General features: G+C 43.7%; 14 protein-coding genes. 4 read left to right on the forward strand and 10 right to left on the reverse strand.

Annotated elements, in window-relative coordinates; all coding sequences use genetic code 11:
• Nucleotides 1–3 precede the first annotated feature (3 nt).
• From trpB to AB2J24_RS14030, 4 genes are read left to right on the forward strand one after another with little or no spacing between them, the layout of a single operon-like run.
• Nucleotides 4–1,224, forward strand: coding sequence for a tryptophan synthase subunit beta (gene trpB, locus AB2J24_RS14015; RefSeq protein ID WP_367386004.1), 1,221 nt, complete (start codon nucleotides 4–6; stop codon nucleotides 1,222–1,224).
• A complete protein-coding gene (trpA, locus tag AB2J24_RS14020; RefSeq protein WP_162654573.1) occupies nucleotides 1,224–2,048 on the forward strand; it encodes a tryptophan synthase subunit alpha in 825 nt (274 codons plus the stop codon). Before trpB ends, trpA begins: the two co-directional genes overlap by 1 nt.
• Before the next feature lie 54 nt (nucleotides 2,049–2,102).
• Nucleotides 2,103–3,086 carry an acetyl-CoA carboxylase, carboxyltransferase subunit beta gene (gene accD / locus AB2J24_RS14025; RefSeq protein WP_367385905.1) on the forward strand — a complete coding sequence of 328 codons (984 nt, stop codon included), beginning with the start codon at nucleotides 2,103–2,105 and terminating at the stop codon, nucleotides 3,084–3,086.
• Nucleotides 3,087–3,108: 22 nt separating this feature from the next.
• Nucleotides 3,109–4,470: a bifunctional folylpolyglutamate synthase/dihydrofolate synthase gene (locus tag AB2J24_RS14030; protein ID WP_367385906.1), complete on the forward strand. Its 1,362-nt coding sequence runs from the start codon at nucleotides 3,109–3,111 to the stop codon at nucleotides 4,468–4,470.
• Nucleotides 4,471–4,535: 65 nt separating this feature from the next.
• Here the strand turns inward: AB2J24_RS14030 and trxA are convergent, their stop codons facing one another.
• The 10 genes from trxA to AB2J24_RS14080 form a co-directional block, all read right to left on the reverse strand.
• Nucleotides 4,536–4,856 carry a thioredoxin gene (trxA, locus tag AB2J24_RS14035; protein ID WP_162654575.1) on the reverse strand — a complete coding sequence of 107 codons (321 nt, stop codon included), beginning with the start codon at nucleotides 4,854–4,856 and terminating at the stop codon, nucleotides 4,536–4,538.
• Between the two features lie 71 nt (nucleotides 4,857–4,927).
• Nucleotides 4,928–8,482: a double-strand break repair helicase AddA gene (gene addA, locus AB2J24_RS14040; RefSeq protein ID WP_367385907.1), complete on the reverse strand. Its 3,555-nt coding sequence runs from the start codon at nucleotides 8,480–8,482 to the stop codon at nucleotides 4,928–4,930.
• The gene (addB, locus tag AB2J24_RS14045; protein WP_367385908.1) at nucleotides 8,475–11,705 is read right to left on the reverse strand and encodes a double-strand break repair protein AddB; all 3,231 of its coding nucleotides are present in this window, start codon (nucleotides 11,703–11,705) and stop codon (nucleotides 8,475–8,477) included. The genes addA and addB overlap by 8 nt, the downstream gene beginning before the upstream one ends.
• 8 nt (nucleotides 11,706–11,713) lie before the next feature.
• Entirely contained in the window at nucleotides 11,714–12,430 is a 717-nt protein-coding gene (locus tag AB2J24_RS14050) for a nucleotidyltransferase family protein (RefSeq protein ID WP_367385909.1), read from the reverse strand.
• 18 nt (nucleotides 12,431–12,448) lie between these two features.
• Nucleotides 12,449–13,960 carry a tRNA (adenosine(37)-N6)-threonylcarbamoyltransferase complex ATPase subunit type 1 TsaE gene (tsaE, locus tag AB2J24_RS14055; RefSeq protein ID WP_367385910.1) on the reverse strand — a complete coding sequence of 504 codons (1,512 nt, stop codon included), beginning with the start codon at nucleotides 13,958–13,960 and terminating at the stop codon, nucleotides 12,449–12,451.
• Between the two features lie 9 nt (nucleotides 13,961–13,969).
• Nucleotides 13,970–16,561 carry a sensor histidine kinase gene (locus AB2J24_RS14060; RefSeq protein ID WP_367385911.1) on the reverse strand — a complete coding sequence of 864 codons (2,592 nt, stop codon included), beginning with the start codon at nucleotides 16,559–16,561 and terminating at the stop codon, nucleotides 13,970–13,972.
• Between the two features lie 148 nt (nucleotides 16,562–16,709).
• Nucleotides 16,710–18,101, reverse strand: coding sequence for an adenosylhomocysteinase (ahcY, locus tag AB2J24_RS14065; RefSeq protein ID WP_162654579.1), 1,392 nt, complete (start codon nucleotides 18,099–18,101; stop codon nucleotides 16,710–16,712).
• Between the two features lie 125 nt (nucleotides 18,102–18,226).
• Entirely contained in the window at nucleotides 18,227–18,517 is a 291-nt protein-coding gene (locus tag AB2J24_RS14070) for an HPr family phosphocarrier protein (RefSeq protein WP_162654580.1), read from the reverse strand.
• The gene (locus AB2J24_RS14075; RefSeq protein WP_367386005.1) at nucleotides 18,514–18,918 is read right to left on the reverse strand and encodes a PTS sugar transporter subunit IIA; all 405 of its coding nucleotides are present in this window, start codon (nucleotides 18,916–18,918) and stop codon (nucleotides 18,514–18,516) included. Before AB2J24_RS14075 ends, AB2J24_RS14070 begins: the two co-directional genes overlap by 4 nt.
• A gap of 161 nt (nucleotides 18,919–19,079) precedes the next feature.
• On the reverse strand, nucleotides 19,080–20,750 hold the full coding sequence (locus tag AB2J24_RS14080) for a stimulus-sensing domain-containing protein (RefSeq protein WP_367386006.1): 1,671 nt from the start codon (nucleotides 20,748–20,750) through the stop codon (nucleotides 19,080–19,082).
• Nucleotides 20,751–20,788 lie beyond the last annotated feature (38 nt).

Here is a 20,788-nt window from a genome sequence, read left to right on the forward strand (position 1 = left end):
GCCTTGAGCGAACAAAATATTCCGAATTCTTATCGGGAAGGTCCTGATGAAGATGGACGTTTTGGCATCTATGGAGGTCGTTTTGTTGCCGAAACATTGATGCCTCTCATTCTTGATTTGCAGGATCACTGGGAAGTGGCAAAATCAGACCCTACATTTAAGGATGAACTTGAAGATCTAAATAAGCATTATACAGGTCGTCCCAGCCCGCTTTATTTTGCAGAGCGCCTGACCGAAGAACTTGGCGGTGCAAAAATCTATTTTAAACGCGACGAGTTAAACCACACAGGTTCTCATAAAATCAACAATTGCCTCGGGCAAATTCTTCTTGCCAAGCGTATGGGAAAGAAGCGCATTATTGCTGAAACAGGTGCTGGTCAACACGGCGTTGCATCGGCCACAGTTGCCGCTCGTTTTGGTCTGCCTTGTGTTGTCTACATGGGTGCAAAAGATATTGAGCGCCAGGCACCAAATGTGTTTCGTATGAAGTTGCTGGGTGCTGAAGTGATTGGCGTTACCGCCGGTAATGGGACGCTCAAAGATGCGATGAATGAAGCTTTGCGTGATTGGGTAACCAATGTCGATGATACCTATTACATTATTGGCACAGCAGCTGGCCCTCACCCATATCCAGAAATGGTGCGTGACTTCCAGTCCGTTATCGGTATGGAAGCTAAAGAGCAAATGATGGAACGTGAAGGTCGCCTGCCGGACATGCTAGTTGCTGCTGTGGGTGGCGGGTCCAATGCTATTGGTCTATTCCATCCATTCCTTGATGATAAAGATGTCAAAATTGTTGGTGTAGAAGCTGGTGGTAAGGGTCTCGATAGTGATGAACATTGTGCGTCACTAACTGCTGGTTCACCCGGCGTTTTGCATGGCAATAGAACATATCTCTTGCAAGATGATGATGGCCAAATTGAAGAAGGTCATTCGATCTCCGCAGGTCTTGATTATCCTGGTATCGGCCCAGAACATTCATGGCTTCGCGATACGGGCCGTGTTGAATATGTGCCTATTATGGATCATGAGGCATTAGAAGCATTCCAACTTCTAACCCGCCTTGAAGGCATTATTCCTGCGCTTGAACCAAGCCATGCTCTTGCGGAAGTAATGAAACGCGCACCTAAAATGGGTAAAGATCAGATCATTGTTATGAACCTTTGCGGACGCGGTGATAAAGACGTGTTCACCGTCGGAAAGCATTTGGGAGTAGAGCTATAATGACTGCACGTATGGATAAAAGATTTGCGGACTTGGCTAAGGAAGACCGTCCTGCGCTTGTCACCTATTTTATGGCAGGAGATCCCGGTTATGATGCATCGCTGGAGATCATGAAAACACTATCTAAATCCGGTGCGGATGTCATTGAACTTGGGATGCCATTTTCTGACCCAATGGCAGATGGTCCGGCTATTCAGATGGCGGCGCGGCGCGCCCTCAAAGGTGGCCAAACATTGCAAAAAACCATCAATATGGCACGGGAATTTCGTAAATTTGACGCTGATACACCGATTGTATTGATGGGGTATTATAATCCGATTTACATCTATGGAGTGGAGCGCTTTTTAGATGCTGCGCTAGAAGCTGGGATCGATGGTCTTATCATTGTCGATCTACCACCTGAAATGGATGATGAATTATGTATTCCAGCTATTGCGAAAGGAATTAATTTCATTCGCTTGGCGACACCAACAACAGATGAGAAACGCTTACCGACTGTTTTGCAAAATACATCTGGCTTTGTTTATTATGTGTCTATGAACGGTATTACCGGGTCAGCGCTAGCAGACACAGTAAAAGTTGGCGATGCGGTAAAGCGCATTAAATCTCACACTGATCTACCGATCTGCGTTGGTTTTGGCGTGAAATCAGCCGAACAAGCAAAGGCAATTGGCCAAGATGCTGATGGTGTTGTAGTTGGTTCAGCAATTGTAAGCACAATTGCTGATTCATTGGATGAAAATGGCCATGCTACTGCGCAAACAAACACCAATGTTGCCAAATTAATTGAGGATTTAGCCGCTGGAGTAGCCTCGGCTCGTTGAAATTGACATCTATCATCGCCAGATAAGTATAAACCTGTTTTGGAGTATTAACACGTGAATTGGATTACTAACTACGTAAGACCTAAAATTAGTTCAATGCTGGGTCGCCGTGACGTTCCTGATAATTTATGGATCAAATGCCCTGAAACGGGTGAGATGGTTTTTCATAAGGATTTGGAAGAAAATCACTTTGTGGTGCCTTCATCTGAATACCATATGAAAATGACTGCCAGTCAAAGACTGACACATCTCTTTGATGGTGACTTTGAAATACTTGAAAATGTTGACGTTACGCAGGATCCACTTAAGTTTAAAGATATCAAACGATATTCTGATAAACTGAAAGATTATCGTGCAAAAACTGGTTTAGAAGATACAATTGTATCAGGTGTTGGACATGTAGATGATGTTAAGCTTGTTGCATGCGTGCATGACTTTAGCTTTGCGGGTGGCTCGCTCGGCATGGCGGCAGGCGAAGCCATAATTAAAGCGTTTGAACGTGCAATTGAAGAAAAATGTCCGCTCGTTCTATTTCCAGCTTCTGGCGGTGCGCGCATGCAGGAGGGTATCCTGTCCCTTATGCAATTGCCGCGTACAACGGTTGCTGTGGAGATGCTCAAAGAAGCTGGCCTTCCATATATTGTTGTTTTGACAAACCCAACAACGGGCGGTGTTTCAGCATCTTATGCCATGCTTGGTGATATTCATATTGCAGAACCGGGCGCCGAAATTGGCTTTGCAGGCAAACGCGTGATTGAGCAAACTATTCGCGAAAAATTGCCAGAGGGTTTTCAAACATCAGAATATCTTTTGGAGCATGGCATGGTTGATATGGTTATTCATCGTCATGAATTACCAAAAATGCTTGCTCGTATATTGCGACTGTTTGCAAATACGCCCGCAAAGCTAGAAGAAGTTCTCGCACTGCCTGCTGAAACTACTCACGATAACGAAGCGGCTGAAACTGAAGTATCTTCAGATGAGAAAGCGCCTGCACAAGATACTCAGGCAGCTGAAACAGACGAAGCTAAGTCCTAAAAACCTTAAGACTGGGATTTAAATGTCTGATAATCTTCCGACTCGTGCTGATCAGCTCATTGACCATCTCATGACATTACACCCCAAGGGATATGATTTATCCCTTGGCCGGATAACAATGTTGCTTGAACGGTTAGGTAACCCTCAAGATAAGCTTCCACCCATCATTCATGTTGCCGGAACAAACGGCAAAGGCTCCTTCACCGCGTTCTCACGCGCATTGCTGGAAGCTGAAGGGTATAAAGTACATGTTCACACTTCACCGCATCTTGTGTCTTGGCACGAGCGCTTTCGCATTGGCAGAGAAGGTGGAGGACAGCTTGTTGACGATGTCATGCTCGCAGATGCTATCTCACGCGTAGCAGAAGCTAATCAAGGCCAATCAATAACCGTATTTGAAATTCTATCTGCCGTAATGTTTCTTCTATTTTCAGAACAACCAGCAGATGTCGTCATCATAGAAGTTGGCCTTGGTGGCAGGTTTGATGCCACCAACGTCATCAAAGAACCCGCGATCAGCGTGATCATGCCCGTATCAATCGATCACCAGTCTCTTTTGGGTGATACGGCTGAAAAAATTGCTTTCGAAAAAGCCGGCATCATTAAAAAACGATGCCCCGTTGTTGTAAGCAAGCAGCCTTTTGATGAGGCATTGCACGTGATTGAAGCCCGCGCCAATGAACTTAGCTGCGCATCATCTATTTTTGGTCAAGATTTTGCCGGTTCTGAAGAGCATGGTCGCTTTGTCTATCAAGATGAAGACGGTTTGATGGACCTTCCAAAACCTGCGCTTATGGGTAAACACCAGTATATAAATGCGGCAACTGCAATCAAGGCTGTAAGAGACGCAGGTTTTCCCATCTCCCAAAAAGCTGCGGAAGAAGCGATGCGCAACGTTTATTGGCCTGGTCGCTTTCAGGCTTTACCGAAGGGTGAATTATTCAAAAACCTTACCGGCTTTAACAAAAACTACATGCCAGAAATTTATGTCGATGGTGGCCATAACGCAGATGCTGCTGGTACGCTTGTCAACATAATCAATCAATTAGATCAGCGCGATCAACGACCTCTCTATCTTATCTCAGCAATGCTCAATACCAAAGATCCAAGCGCTTTCTTTGCGAACTTTAAAGATTTGGCTGAATACGCCGCTATCTTGCCTATCACATCATCGGATGCTGGTATTCCGAACGAAAAACTGGCAACAATTGTAAATGAAGCTGGGATCGCTGCAGAAAGCATTGACAGTATTCGATCCGCTTTTGAGAAAATATCGGCTCTTCATACAGCTAAACATCCCCAAAATGCACCACGCATCCTAATTTGTGGCTCACTTTATCTGGTTGGAGATGTCCTTTTAACAAATGGAACGCCACCAGTATAAGTAAAAGCTCGCATGCCTATCATGCGAGCTCTCTAATCTAATATCACTAAGTTTGATTAGCGCGCTTAAACCGCATCACCAATCCAAGATGACAGGCCTGATTTCGGCAATGCACCAACTTTAATATCCGCAACTTCGCCAGCTTTGAACATGGCCAAAGTTGGAATAGAGCGAACACCATATTGTGCTGCTAAGTCTGGATTCTCATCAATGTTTAACTTTGCAATTTTGACTTTATCGCCCATCTCGTTTGAGATTTCTTCGAGACTAGGTGCAATCATTTTACAAGGTCCACACCATTCAGCCCAAAAATCAACAACAACAGGGCTATCTGAATTCAGGACTTCTTCCTGAAAGTTATCGTTATTTACAGTTACAGTTGCCATTTTGGGCTCCTTTGGAATCGTTTTGTACCCCATATGTGAGGCATATTGAGCGTCGTTTCAAGTAGTTCAAGTTAATTTGAACTCAATCGCGATAGAGCTTGTTCTAGATATTCATCAGAAACCGTAATAAGACGGGGCGCTCGCGTAAATAAAAGGGCAGCTCTGATAGACCTATCAGGATAAAGCGGCTGTAGAACTGCACGATAAATAGCCATCTGATTGATATAAGAAGTTGGCACATCCGCAAGCTCGGTTGGCGGATTACTATTGGTTTTATAATCGATAATTAAAACCTTATCCTCTAGAACAGCGATCCGATCTATCCTGCCAGATACCATCCGCTCTTCACCAGCGACATTAATATTCCCCATAATTGAGAATTCAGATGCACCACCTCCGTGAAATAGCGGTGCAAACTCTACATCATTCAGCAGACCAATCATGTTGTTTATTATTCCACTATAAGCTTCGGCGCTCAAATTAGGTAATGCATTTCTTAAATACCCAAGCGATTGGGTCTCCCAGTCCTCAGGTTTCATTTCGGGCAGGACCTGCAACAAGCGGTGAATCGCTTTTCCATATTCAAGCGCATTAATCGAAGGACTATCTGACTTGTGAAAGGGGGAGTTTAGTGGAGATGTTATATCTTCCTCATCAAGAATTGTATGTGCACCGGATGGGATAAGTGGTCTCGGCAAAGACCGTGATTTCTTAACTAGCATATCAAGGCATTCTGGCCTTTCAATCGCGCTTCTCTTCTCGTTCATAATAGTGGGTAATGTATCAATGGATCGTTCAGCTACGTCACGCGAATAATGTTTTGCTTTCCACTCCAATTGACCGAATTTATTATGTATTTCTTTAACTGTTTCGGATTGAGCACGTTCAAATCCATTACTCACCAACCCATGCCAGGTTAAACTAGATGCTTCTCGTACGCCTCTATAACCACAAACAATCAGTCGATCGGCGGCGCGCGTTAGGCCCACATATAAAAGCCGCCGATACTCCTCCTCAGCGAGTTCTTTTTGTTTGTCTTTGAGTAGAGCGGACTTCGAATTTTCTAGTTTTCCCGTCGGCACCCAAAGAAACCCCTTCGGTAGACTTTGTTGATCAGAATCATCCGAGATAGGGCGCAAGGTTGCAGCATGGGACGTGTGGAACGCAGAACTGCCGGGATCAACTAAAAATACGATTGGTGCTTCCAGACCTTTCGATGCGTGAACCGTCATAATACGAACCGCATCAACACCTTGTTCTTGTTCTCGTTTAATTTCCTGTTTGGACTGGTCAAGCTTTGCCAAAAAGCTTTGCAAACCAGGCAAAGCATTCATATCATGATCAAGTGCGGCATCTAAAAACCCGTCCAACACATCGGACACTTCATGCCCCATGCGATTGAGATAAATTTGTCGTCCACCAATTGGTCCTAAAACGTGCTGATAGAAATCATGAACTGAAAGCCGCTGCGATAATGCATCCACATACTCAATTTTGACTTTTATCTTCTCCCAAACATCGTCCGATAACGCCAAATAGCAAAGGTTTTGCCATACTGAGGTGTTCTGATCACGTTTTGCGCATAGTTCAAATAGTTGATCTTCAGAGATGTTGAAAAATGGACTTTTTAGGACACTTGCAAGAGATAGGTCATCATCCTTGAGTAACAAAGTACGACCAAGTGCAATTAAGTCTTGAACGGCTATATGATCTGTAAGCCGCAATCGATCTGTACCTGCTACTGGTATATCTGTTTGAGATTTTAAAGTACGGATGAGCGTTGGAACGAATGCATCACGTTTTCGTACCAATATAAGAATGTCGCCAGCGGTAATTGGGCGCAACTGGCCGGTTTTCTGATCTTCAATTTGCTCTTTTCCAACCCACATTTCCAGTGTTGTTGAAATTTGCTGCGCTAACAGATTAACCGGGTCTGTTTCTGAAACGGAATCAAATGGCTGAAGCCAATCTTCGCTCTGATCTTTCTTCTGTTTCGCGAGCATCTCCCACAATTCCACTCGACCGGGAGCGTTCTGCCGAACAGTTTCATGGATGATGGCCTCCCCTGAGAAACTCAAACCCTTACTGGCACTATCATCACCAAAAACGAGATCGACCATATCCAATATCTCCGCCGTTGAGCGGAATGACACCCGCAAGGCTATGGAATCAAAATCATTTGCCGAATTTTCTGCCCTTCTTGATGTTTGGCGACGCTCATAATCAAACCGTTCAGGTTGTGCACCTTGGAATGAGTATATCGATTGCTTCTCATCGCCCACCGCGAAGATAGTTCGCTCGACCTCTCTTGCTGAAAGCCCGCTATAAAACTCGCTCGCTAGGGACTGGACAACATTCCACTGACTGGGACTGGTATCTTGCGCCTCATCAATCAATATATGATCAATCCCCTTATCAAGTTTATAGTGCACCCAACTGCCAGCACCGCTTTTTTGAAAAAGATTAGCCGTCTGAATAATGAGATCATCATAATCCAGCATAGCCTGACGACGTTTGAGGCCTTCAAAGGCTTCTATAAAATGTTTTGCAATGACCAGTGCTTGCTCGCTGGCATCAAGACAATAGCGACGTTTTATAAGATCCTCAATATTAAGAATATGTTCCGCGACATCGCTTAGCATCTGCATAAGATCGGGCATCGCATCCAATAAATCTGCATTTACAGCTTTTGACATCGAACGCGGTTTTCCCGCTTTGGTTAAAAAACCGGATTTTAGTATCTCATATCTAAGTGTTGGCGATCTCTCAGATCTCGCAGTTTTCAAACTTTGAGCAAGATCTTTTGGTGTTTTATTTTTCCGTTCATGCGCCAACTCATAGTAAAGGTCAATTTGTTCATCACTCATGGATGGAAGCGGCCATAAGTTCATTATCAATTCATCTTCTGTTTGATCAGGACTAATGTCCAGTTCAGTTGCTAGCTGAATTCTTACACCACCTACTGTCTCAGCTCTTTGCAGAAAACTGGACAACGCGTGTCGAGCGTTTATGAACTGACCAATGAGTTGATCGAATCCATGCTCACCAGCAATTGAAAGTATATTAGAAACAGCTCTTGCCAGATCCGTTTCCTTTTCATTTGCAGAGCTATTTATAATGAGGCGTCTTGCATCTTCTAGCATTTGCTTAGCCGCATCATCATCGAGCACTTGAAAATGACCAGCAACATTTGCCTCAAGCGGAAAACGGTGTAAAATCGCTTCACAGAAGGCATGGATTGTTTGAATCTTTAGACCACCTGGTGTCTCCAATGCAGCGGCAAATAAACGTCTTGCATGCAGCAGTTTATCACGTGATGGTGGCCGACCTTCTAACTCCGTTAGTTTTGCGTTGAGCGAAACATCGTCTAGGCTTGTCCATTCAGATAGTATCTTGAATATCCGCAATGACATTTCAGCAGCGGCAGCCTTTGTATAGGTCAAACACAAAATTGCAGATGGCGCTGTACCGTCCATCAATAGGCGTACAACACGTTGTGATAGAACATGTGTTTTACCTGAGCCGGCATTGGCTGAAACCCATGCCGATAAACCAGGTGTTGCGGCTCGCATTTGACGAGCTGTTGTTTCTCCGATTAGTTTTTTTGTTTCAGGAAGATCACTCATAGCCATCCTCCATATCGGACGTTTCTGCGGCCGACCATTCAGATACCCGAGCAAGATGATCATAATCACCAGACATATCAAATTCAGAAACCGGAATTGCTCTAGATAAGAATCCTATTCGATTATCACCCAACGCACTAATTAAAGATGACAACTCATCTGCCGCACGTTGGCCCAAATCGGATGCAGATTCCGTATCAGGGTTTTGCTTCGTCGGTCTTTGTTCAACTTGATCTATGATAAGATGATCTGATGGTTTAAAACGGACATATTTCAAACTATCAGCCTTTAAACCGCCAAACCCCTTAAAACCACCCTGTTCTAGGGCAAATGCTTCTAATGCCAACTGAGGATCTAGAAGGCTTCTCGCCTCTTTCGCAGATGGTCTCGTTCCTGTTTTAAAATCAATAATATCAACATAAGTTCCGCCAGAATTATCTGTTGTAATATCAATCCGGTCAGCACGACCCGTTAAATGTATTTCACTTATGTTAGGCAATGTGCATCTGGCGGATAATTCAATATGACGTTTGACATTTAGTTGATCACACTCATGCTCCCAATCAACATAATATTTCGAGACCTCCAATAGACGCTGCTTCCATAGAAAAGCTAAATCCGTTGGTAGGTCATGTTTTGAGAATTCGCTGTTCATACAGTTCAAAAATGTTTCATAACGCTTCGAGTTTTGTATATCTGGCAGCTGTTTTGAATAATTTTCTATAATTGCGTGGAATATCGTGCCGCGCAGTCGCAAATCTGGTTCGGATGCAAAATTTTCAAGCAAATCAAGTTTCAAAATCTTTCTTGCATAGATTGCATAAGGATCGCGGCGCAAGGTTGAAACCTCGCTAAATGAATAGCTCTTCGGTTGAAAGCTCTTTTGTGGTTTTGGTTCCGGCCTTTGAGCAGATTTAGCTTGGTCTCGTGCAGGTACAAGCTCCGCATAGTCCACAATATCACGTCCACGTTTTCGAATAGTCTCAACAGTTTCGGGCCGCAAAACAGTTAGTAACCGCTGCACCCAACGTGATGCTACTGTGGGTGCGCCAGATGATTTTAAAGAACGCGTGAAAACAACACGTTTTGTCCCTGCGGCAATTTGGAAATCATGAGCTGCCAAACCTAATCGACGTTCTGGTGGAATGAGACCAATTTCTGATTTCATAGATCGAGAAAGAAACGGGTCATTTGAACTAACACTTGGCCATGTCCCTTCATTTAGTCCAGCCAGTATCATTGTATCAACATTTTGCAGTCGAGCTTCAAGCACACCCCAAATCATCACGCGTGGATGGTTGCCGGTTTTGGGTTTCACCGTCTGTCCGCTAATCAATGGATCGAGCATGTCACACCATTCACGACCTGTAACTTGCAACGATGTAGGGCAGGCCTCAACCTCTTCAAGCAGACGCGCAAGCTGTCCGCCTTCATCGCACTCCCAAACTGCAAACAGACCGTCACCAGAACGGGTTATCGCTTCCAATGCGTCGATCGTACGCCTTGTCCAGTGACCGATAGATAGATTTAGATTGGTAGATGATTGAGAAGCTTGGCCATCGATACCGTGAAATGCCGAATAAATATCCGCAACGGCTTGGGCGAGTAATCCGGTTCGTTGCATATCTTCATTAGAAATGTTCCGTAACCATTTCGGAACATGTTTTTGCGCCAGGAGCGCATCAAAATTATCTGAAAGTAATTTCGGCAAAAAAGCCGGATCTATACAACTCTTCTCCGATCTCAAAACCAGACGCTCTATTACCGATGCCGAACGTAATCTCTCTTCTTCCTCAAGCCCAAAATGCGCAAATGGATGTTTCAACAAAGCTGCCAAAGCCAGGTTATCTTTTGCTTTTAACAATGCATGAAGACAGATGATTGCTAAATTACCAAGTTTGGTTTGTAACAATGAAATGCCGCCGGAATCATCTGCTGTAATTCCAAATTTTAGCAGTTCAATGGATACTTTCCGCGCGAGGTTTCGATCAGGGGTAATGAGTGCAACATCAGGCTCATCGCTGTCTTCATTTGGCTCCAAAGCCAATCGAATGGCCGTTGCAATAGCTGCGGCCTCTTCCCGCTCATTTCCTGCTTCAATTAGAGTAAGATTACGACAAGCCTTTTGTTCGTCATCGATTAAAATGGACGCCCGATCAAACCAATCCTGTGTTTGCGATACTGGCAGCATTGCTTTTGAGATAATTTTTTGCCGAACATCTCGATCATAACTAGGCTTTGCTAGCTGTTTAACAGAGTTAAACTCTTCAACTTTAAGGCCAAGCCGCCATAATAAGCGCGCTAAACCGAATTGCGGATGTCCCTGAACAACAACAGTGGATAGATCAAACCGATGTTTAGCATTACTATTGTTAGATGCAACATTGTATATCGGCTGCCATTGATCAGGTGTCATATTCTGATCTAAACCAGGGAGAATAACAGCGCCATTCTCAAGTTGTGAAACAGTTCTGATAAGCCTCGCTGTAGCCGGCAAAGAGCCAGTAGATCCGGCAACAATAACAGGCTTAGAATGCCTTTTCTTCATTAATTCGTCGGTTTGCTTATCAAGCATGTTGATTTGACGGATTGTTATACTTTGCCGATTAAGTTCTTTAAGACGAGTCGGCCAAAATTCTCGTAGTATCTTTAAAAATTCTAATGTTAATTGCCACCATTTTGCATGATCTTCCGCATCAATCAGATCAATGCCAGCTAAATCTACTTCTTCGCTTTCAGCACTTTCAATTAGACTAAGTAATTCATCAGCCAGCCAGATCGCATCGGTGGGGTTAGCTGGAGCAACCATGGGAACCGATTTTAACTGTTGGTGAAACGCTTTGGGTAAGGCCTGCTTCCATAAAAGGATCAACTCACCCAGAATTAGCTTCGACTGAATTGGCGAAATGGCATCTAAAGTAGAAAGCTCTTCATTAGATGCAATATCAAAAAAACCGAGATCATCTTCGACTTCACCAAGCGGCCTGATATCGGGTAGGATAACCGAACCTTTTCCGATCTGTTCTGCCAATTCTGATCGCAAAGAGCGTACCGCTCGGCGTGTAGGCACATATATGCGAATATCTGCTAAGTGATGTGGTTCACTTGGATCATATTTGAAACCTAGAAACATATCTCCATTAAGGAGAGCTTCCGCAAATGATGGCAAGAAGGCTACGCCCGGGGGGATCGTATAAAGATTGGGGGATTGGTCTTGTGTCATCAATTTCCCTAGCCAATGCGTTTAATTGCTGCTTCCGCTTCATGAATTGCATCCACCGTACCAACGGTCAACCAAGATCCATGCATAATGTGACCAAACAGCCTACCATGCGAAATTGCGGTATCAAAACAACGATTGATAGAGAATTTCTTGTCGGAGATGCCGTCAAATATCCGCCTATGTAAGATAGCGACACCTGCATGAATCAGCGGGTCATTTTCCACGCCTTTATAACGCTCTAACTTACCTTGACTATCTATTTTGAAGTCACCTTTGCCCGTATGTCCAGTTGTACGGGATATCGGTACGCACATGATCAGAATGTCCATTCTGCTCTCGTCAAAAACCGATATTAGTGCCGAGAGATTTGACTGGTTTTCTGCTTGGTCATCCAACCAAAATGTATCTGCATTCAAAAGTACGAATTCATCATCTGAGATAAACGGCAATGCATTAGCGATACCACCGCCAGAATCAAGCAACTCATCACGCTCATCTGAAATGGTAACATTAAAATTGTCTTGATTTTTCAGATAATTTTCAACCTGATCTGCAAGATGGTGTACATTTATGACTAAGCTCTCAATACCCGCTTCTTTCGCTGCATCTAGCGAATATTGCAAAAGGGCTTTTCCATTAACTTCAACAAGTGGCTTTGGGGTCTTATCAGTTAAAGGCCGCATACGGTTCCCCAAACCAGCAGCCAAGATCATTGCAGTTTTCAAAATTGATATCCGTTGTGTTTAGCGTCTGAAGAGATCAGCCTCATCAAACCACTTTTGCAAGGGTTTAAGCACGGAATGTGCCATTGTCCGTATTAAATAACGCTCAATTTGTGGGATAAGCGTAAGATACTCTGATTTTCCGTCGCGTTTATTCATTCGAACGAAAATTCCAAGGATTTTGCAGGCACGTTGGGCTGCCATAATTTTATAAGCTTCATCAAATTGCACGGGATCAAAATTATGCCTTTGGTCCAATCGAAGAGATTTATACCGATCTAGCAATTGTGTCTCTAACTCTTCCGAAACAACGACGCGCGCGTCTTGGGCAAGAGATGCGACATCATAAGCGGCAGGCCCAATTTGTGCGTCTTGAAAATCAATCAACCCAACTTGCGCAAGGCCACTTTCTCCAGATTGCCAAATTATATTAGGCGAATGATAATCTCTAAGAACAAGCGATGTTTCTGCTGATTTCATACGATGAATTAGCTCACGCCAGATTTGAAAATATACATCTGACTGTTGCGGCTCAATGATTGATCCGGTTTTAAATTCCCAATACCAATCAACAAGAAGGCTTATCTCCAATTCCATAACATCCGCATCATATTTCGGAATGGAGTAGGGCTCCATGGCGTCATCTGTTAAAATAGACGGAATGTCCTGCCCGTGAAGATGGGCAAGTACATCTATTGCCGCGATATATCGTTCCGTATACGGAATATTCTGTATATCTACTGGTTTATCATCACCCAGATCCTCAAGGAGAAGAAACCCCTCTTCGAGATCTGTCTCATATAGTTTCGGCGTTCTTAATCCGATGGATTGTAGATAATTTGCGATCCTAATAAACGGAATGATATCCTGCGCAAGATGAGCCAAATCATAATAAGTCAGGCCATCTCTCAAAATTGGGCTACCAGAAATTTTTGGTGAATTCATCAGAATTAAGCTCTCTAACCCATCCACCGAGATCCGCTCATAATGCCTATATGATGCATCTCCTTGAAGATGCGCACGATGCGCCGTTTGATATCCATTATTATCTAAAAACCGGCGGATTTTTTGCGTTCTATCCAAACGCATCATGAAATCTTCCGGTCCAGAAATTTCTATATCTCGAACACTATCCAAGCCGGTTATATTGAAAGAAATTCTACTTTTTGGGAGTTCGTCTTCAACAATTTCAGGCCATTCAATGAATGCTGCACCATTTGTTAGTATCTCATCCAATCCAAATTCAAAAATTTCATCCGGGTCGCTAGCACGATAAAGATCGATATGACCAATAGGTATACGCAAGTCATATTGTTGAACGAGGGTAAAAGTCGGACTAGGGACTTCCAAATTTAGATCATCCGCCACCGCTCGAATGGTAGCTCGCACAAGTGTTGTTTTGCCAGCACCCAAATCACCTGTGAGGCAAATACAGTCCTCTTTTTTGACGATGAGAGCTAAATCTTCGGCAAATCTTTGCGTTGCATCCAAATTTTCAAGTTTTATAGTGAGAGTTTGTGATGACGTAGCCAAATCACCCGCCTACGCAGTTTGGCTCACAACGTTTTCGCAATTAAGCGGCAACGTGCAAATCACCGTCGTACCTTCACCCAAAATGCTGTCAATGTGCACATCTCCGTGATGCAATCCAACAAAACTCTGAACAATTGATAGGCCAAGACCTGCACCACCGCGTTGCCCATTTTGGCCTTTCGATTCAAACCTTGCAAAAATACGCTCTACATCCTCAGCAGGAATACCAGCACCATTATCGGTGACTTTGAAAACAACTCTATCTTCATCGGCATAAACGACCAGGTCAACATTCGATCCTTTCGGAGACGCGCTTGCTGCATTACCTAACAACTTTACGAGGATCTGCTTTAACCGTTGGAAATCACCTCTAACAAGGTCCGGTGCATTGACCAGGTCCACATTAAGCGTAAGTAGGTTTTCCTTCATACGGTCAGCGACTTGGCGCTGCGTTCGCTCCACTAAATCAGTGATCTCAACATTTTGAATATCAAGCTTCATGATACCAGCATCAACCGTTGCAAGATCCAATATATCATTCACAATTGTTAGAAGGACTGATGACGAAGTCGCGATGTGATCAAGATATTCAGACTGGCGTTCATTGAGAACACCAATTTCTGGTGTGCGAACAAGATCTGTAAAGCCCATGATGTTGGTTAACGGTGAACGAAGCTCATAAGATACATGCTGCACGAAATCATTTTTAAGCGATTCAGCCTTTATGAGAGCATCATTTTTTTCTGTTAACATACGTTCAGCGCGGACGCTGTCCGACATGTTAACAAATGTGAGCATAGTAAGACCACCGGTCACGGGAACAAGCGCATAATCAAGAATAAGTCCGGTAGCCAGCTCTAACCGACCTTCAACAATCACTCTCTGATCATCAAGACTGGTAATAATCTCAGCAAAGTGACGCCAGCCATCTGTTCCTTGATAAGATTTTTCACACTCGGGAACAATCGACTTAATATGTGTGCCCTGACTGACTTGATCTTCAGTTAGCGCCCATAGAGCCCGGAAGGCTGGATTTGAAAGGGCAAGTGTACCGTCTGACGCAAATACGCAAACACCTTCAGCTAGATGATCAATCGTTTGGCCCTGAACTTGCTGTAATCTGTTATATCTGGTTTCCAGGTCAACTTTTTCCGTAAGGTTTTCAAATACCCAAATTGTGCCACCTTGCGGATTTGCATTGGCAAGCACATGCACCGTTTGACCGTCTGGTAGATGCCACAAATGTTGTTGTGGGTCTGCAGAATGATAAATAGAAAGCATCTCAGCCTTCCATTCTTTCCATCCCGGCTGATCCGGCAACTTGCTATCTGCGCGTAAACGTTCAAAGAAAGCATTGTTATCAGGATTGTCGGCGAGGAAGTCCGTTCCCAAATCCCATAGTTTTTGGAATGCCTGATTATAAAATTGCAGTTGCTGCTGCCTGTCAAAAATTGCAACTGGTGTCGACAGGTTATTAATTAAATCAACATGACCTTGAAGCGTATTCTCAAGTTCGCTGCGAATATCTTCTTCCGCTGTTATGTCGACAGCAAGACCTGCCGACCCTGATGGGCTTTTTGAATCTGCAACTTCAAAGAAACGGCGCTCGCCACGAACAACAGTTGAAAGCTTATCATAGAACGGACGTTCCGGAGTTGAATTTGATTTAATGTTTTCGCGTGCCTGTACACCTAATAGCTCCAAACCACGATCAAGCACATCTTGTCGGCTTTTAGCTTCTGTTGCATGTGCAAATGCTTCGTTAACCCATTGAAGCTTACCATCGGAACCGCGCATCCAAACAGGCATTTCGATAACATCAAGTAGGTTCTGGAAAGTTTCGAGCGCACCAACCAGGCGATCACGCTCAGACACTAATGATGCTTGTTTTGCGCGAACATCGCCGAGCGGTACAAATCGCAAAAATGCGCACACACCCGACACTCGGCCTTGGACCTCAAGCATATCACCGCGAATGGTTTCAATAACAATATCAAAACTTTCCGCATCATGTCTGAGCTTTTCTAAACTTAGATCAAGTTTCGTCGCCGATTGGACATCGAGCCAACGTTCGAACTTTAAAAATTCTCGCTCAGATGAAGGAATGCTCAACTCAGCTGGTAATGAACCCAGCATTTCCGTTGGTTTGTCTTTTGATTCCCAAATTACAACTTTTTGGCCAGAATCTACAATGAGCGAATTATATCGCCCTTTAATCGCCTGCATATCACGCAGTTTCGCGCGCAATTCTGTGTTTTCAGTGTCTACTTTGCTGCGTTCGCGGATCAACCAAACAGCAGAAATCATCGTTGCCGTAATGGCGCCGATAACCATCGAGAAATAAAGAATATCTTTTGGTGAAGCGCCAAAGCTCATCGCTTGAATAGCTGCGTCCTGCGCACAGGCAATAGTAGGGAGTGAAATTAACGCTGAACAAGAAAGCGAGAGTAATTTCGAAGATCTAAGCACTTTGTGCCCAAACAACTTCAACCCAGACAAATAACATGGGTATATGCCAGTTAATGTTTCCCGTATCGAGTTTTCACCCGGCATGTCCTGATCCTTGTAGCCGCTCAATCTGATAAGACAACGCCGATCCATTTTGCAAACCACCACGACGCAAATCGAATCATCTTTGTAAAATATAACCCTATTGGGAATCAGCGTGAAGGGGAAACCGAGAAAAAAGAAGCCGCGCCCGAAGAGTCAAGAGCGCGGCCACAATATGTTGTGTATACAAAGTTAAAAATTAATATCTGTAGTGTTCTGGCTTGTATGGACCATCTGTTTTGACGCCAATATAATCGGCTTGTTCTTCAGATAGTTCACTTAGTTTTGCATTTAGTTTCGCCAAGTGAAGACGAGCTACATGCTCATCAAGACGTTTTGGAAGAACATAAACTTCGTTCTTATACTCATCACCTTTCGTATAAAGCTCGATTTGAGCTAGTACCTGGTTGGTAAATGAAGCTGACATTACAAATGATGGATGACCCGTTGCATTACCGAGGTTCAAGAGGCGACCTTCTGACAGTAAGATCATACGATTTCCTTTTGGAAATTCGATCATATCGACTTGTGGCTTAACATTGTTCCATTTGAAATTCTTCAGATCAGCAACTTCAATCTCGTTATCAAAGTGACCGATATTACCAACGATGGCCATATCTTTCATCTCACGCATGTGATCAACTTTGATGATATCCTTATTGCCTGTTGTCGTGATGAATATATCCGCTGATGAAACCACATCCTCAAGTTGAACAACTTCAAATCCATCCATTGCGGCTTGCAATGCACAAATTGGGTCAACTTCTGTGACTTTAACACGTGCGCCAGCACCACTTAACGAAGCGGCGGAGCCTTTACCCACATCACCATAGCCACAAACAACAGCAACTTTACCAGCCATCATCACATCTGTTGCTCGACGAATGCCATCAACCAATGATTCTTTACAACCGTATTTGTTATCGAATTTTGATTTTGTCACCGAGTCATTCACGTTAATTGCAGGGAATGGCAATTGATCGGCTTTTTGTAATTGATAAAGACGATTCACACCAGTTGTTGTTTCTTCTGTCACACCTTTGATGGCGTCACGTTGCTTGGCAAAGAAACCAGGTGATTGAGCCATACGTTTTTTGATTTGAGCAAAAAGAACTTCTTCTTCTTCCGAGCCTGGGTTCGACAAGACATCTTCACCAGCTTCTGCACGCGCACCAAGAAGGATGTACATTGTGGCATCACCACCATCATCCAGAATCATGTTGCAAGGTTCGCCATCTGGCCACTGGAACATACGGTCTGTGTATGTCCAATATTCTTCTAGCGTCTCACCTTTAACAGCAAAAACAGGAACACCAGTTGCTGCAATTGCAGCCGCAGCATGATCTTGTGTTGAAAAGATATTACAAGAAACCCAACGAACATCTGCACCTAGCGCTGTTAAAGTTTCAATTAAAACTGCTGTTTGAATGGTCATGTGGAGCGAGCCACAAATACGAGCACCTTTAAGTGGCTGGCTTTCGCCAAACTCTTCACGGGAAGCCATAAGGCCCGGCATTTCGGTTTCTGCGATGTCTATTTCTGTCCGGCCGAAATCGGCTAACGAAATATCTGCTACAATATAATCTGACATGATGGTCTCCAAGGGCTTATCAAATTGCTAAAGGGGAGAAACACTCGCCCTTTTTAAATTCATTTATCAACAATTTGGATTTGTAGCAAGAAACATATAAAGAAATGTTTATATCGTTATGGTAACTATTCAGACTCACCGAATTTACTTGTAACAAGTTCTTCCAGTGCATCAAGGACGTTTACAGCCTCTGGTCCGGAAGCTTCAACAAGGATAGAACATCCTGGGCTGGCAGCTAGCATGAGTAATTCCATAATCTCATCACCGCCAACCTTCATATTATCTTTCGAAACACTCACAGTGGCATCAAATTTTTCAACAACTTGCACAAAACGGTGGGATGCACGTGCATGCAAACCTCGTTTATTCGTAATGTCGAGAATACGAGAAAGTTCAGACGAATTTACAGAAGTCATTTTTTATTGAGCAACCCACTGGCAACATTAATGTATTTACGCCCTGCATCCTGGGCCTCAGAAAGTGATTTTTCCATATCATCATCTTCGCGAATTCGGGCAAGCTTAATCAGCATTGGCAAGTTTACACCTGCAATAACTTCAATTTTCCCACTTTCATCCATGACAGAAATTGAAAGGTTAGATGGAGTTCCACCAAACATATCTGTCAAAATGATAACGCCTTTGCCTTGATCAGCTTTAGCTGTCGCATCGATAATGTCCCGACGGCGCAAATCCATATCGTCATCTGGACCTATACATATGGTTTCAAATGCAGTTTGCCGGCCGACAACATGCTCAAGCGCATTTCGAAATTCATCTGCCAAATTTCCGTGAGTGACAAGCACCAAACCAATCATGCTTTCCCATACTCCTGTGGATAGCAACAGTTTTTCCAATTTAAACCTATCTTCAACAGGTTTGATATAAGTTCAAGCGAAAAAAAGAGTTCAATCCTAAAAACGCTAAGAACCTCTACTATTCGATGCAACTTTACTGAAACTTATCAAAGTTGAGGACGTTACTGCATCAAAGGAAGAGAGATTACGAAACAAGCACCTGATTCTTCATTGTTCGAAGAAGTCGCCAAATTTTCAACATCAATGGTGCCACCATGAGCTTCTATAATTTGCCGACTGATTGACAGACCCAGACCGGAGTTCTGTCCAAAATCTTCATCCGCAGGTCGATCAGTATAAAAACGTTCGAAAACACGATTAATATCTTCGATTTGAATACCTGGCCCATTGTCTTTCACTTTTATAATGCAGGCATCATTCTCTATTGATAATTCAATATGAATGCGGCCATGGTCTTCTGGAACAAAGCTTCGGGCATTTTCAATCAAATTTGTAATCACTTGCCCGAGCCGTAATTCATGACCCAAGACTTTATATTCTGAATCCTTGGCCCCTTCTTTAATATCAAATGTGATATCAACTTTTTTACCTCTGTCCATCTGCAATGACAGATCAACGATATCTGATAGAAGTTTTACTAATTCTACCAACTCTGAATCATCACGAGCAAGCTCAGCATCCAGACGTGACGCATCAGAAATGTCCGTTATCAATCGGTCAAGACGCATAACATCATGCTCGATGACGTCTAGAAGGCGTTTTTGTGATTCTTGTTTTTTTGCCAGCGGTAGTGTTTCAACAGCGCTTCGCAATGACGTGAGTGGATTTTTTAGTTCATGGCTAACATCTGCGGCAAAGCTCTCAATAGCCTCAATACGGTCGTAAAGAGCAGTAGTCATATCTCGTAATGCAGTTGATAGATTACCAATTTCATCTTGCCGTGCAGAAAAATCAGGGATTTCTTCTCTTGCCTTGACACCGCGGCGCACGCGAATTGCAGCTGCCGATAAACGACGTAGTGGTGTTGCAATCGTGCTTGCCAAAATTAAAGACAACACAATTGTTACAAGCGCCGCCACGCCAAATACGCGGAAAATCGCCATCCGTTCAGCATGAACAATTTTATCGATATCGCCCGCTTGTGTTGATAATAAGAGAACGCCTAACACGGCGCGAAATCTCTGAACAGGTACGGCCACTGATACAATAAGCTCGCCCGCTTCGGTAACACGCACCACCGCACTGCGTCCACCAGTTAACGCACTCATTACTTCAGGGTAAATTGTTCCATCGGCACCGGGTGCTTCGCGATAGACGGAAAGTCCGCCAGGTTGAAGTAGCTGATTAAAAAGGCGTGAAATTGAATCATAGATCTGAAAATCATCTGAATCTGGTGCATCGAGGTCAAATTTCAAGACCTGTCCGCTGGTATATAAGAAACGCGAATCTAACAAAAGACTAGCATCTTGATCATAAATACGGGCACGCGTTCTCGTGGGTGATATGACACGACGTAAAACTGGCGCAATCACTTTTGGATCGAATGGAAATGCTAAATCATCTGAAACAGATGGAGATACACTTTGCCCCGCTTGCAATTCCAGAAGCTTTTGCGGATCAATCGTTATGGAATCCGTTTCAACACTTGCAGATGCTGCAATCGCACCAGAGATAATCTCGCCTTGGGTGAGAAGGCTTTCGACGCGCGCATCAATAAGGCCTTCACGGAATTGGTTCAGGTATAATATACCCGATACAAGTACTAAAAGCGCCAAGAGATTTAAGAACAATATTCGACGGGCAATACTTGAAAACAAAATTCCGCCAAAAATACGTCTTAAATAGGTAAAAGGATGCGTAAACCCTCGAC

The sequence above is a fragment of the Lentilitoribacter sp. EG35 genome (assembly GCF_040784015.1).
GTDB lineage: Bacteria > Pseudomonadota > Alphaproteobacteria > Rhizobiales > Rhizobiaceae > Lentilitoribacter.

Coding starts and splice junctions, on each gene's coding strand:
- AB2J24_RS14070 (WP_162654580.1), bottom strand. CDS start 18,517: ATGACTTCTGTAAATTCGTCTGAACTTTCTCGTATTCTCGACATTACG.
- AB2J24_RS14030 (WP_367385906.1), top strand. CDS start 3,109: ATGTCTGATAATCTTCCGACTCGTGCTGATCAGCTCATTGACCATCTC.
- trpA (WP_162654573.1), top strand. CDS start 1,224: ATGACTGCACGTATGGATAAAAGATTTGCGGACTTGGCTAAGGAAGAC.
- AB2J24_RS14060 (WP_367385911.1), bottom strand. CDS start 16,561: ATGGATCGGCGTTGTCTTATCAGATTGAGCGGCTACAAGGATCAGGAC.
- ahcY (WP_162654579.1), bottom strand. CDS start 18,101: ATGTCAGATTATATTGTAGCAGATATTTCGTTAGCCGATTTCGGCCGG.
- addA (WP_367385907.1), bottom strand. CDS start 8,482: ATGAGTGATCTTCCTGAAACAAAAAAACTAATCGGAGAAACAACAGCT.
- addB (WP_367385908.1), bottom strand. CDS start 11,705: ATGACACAAGACCAATCCCCCAATCTTTATACGATCCCCCCGGGCGTA.
- AB2J24_RS14075 (WP_367386005.1), bottom strand. CDS start 18,918: ATGATTGGTTTGGTGCTTGTCACTCACGGAAATTTGGCAGATGAATTT.
- trxA (WP_162654575.1), bottom strand. CDS start 4,856: ATGGCAACTGTAACTGTAAATAACGATAACTTTCAGGAAGAAGTCCTG.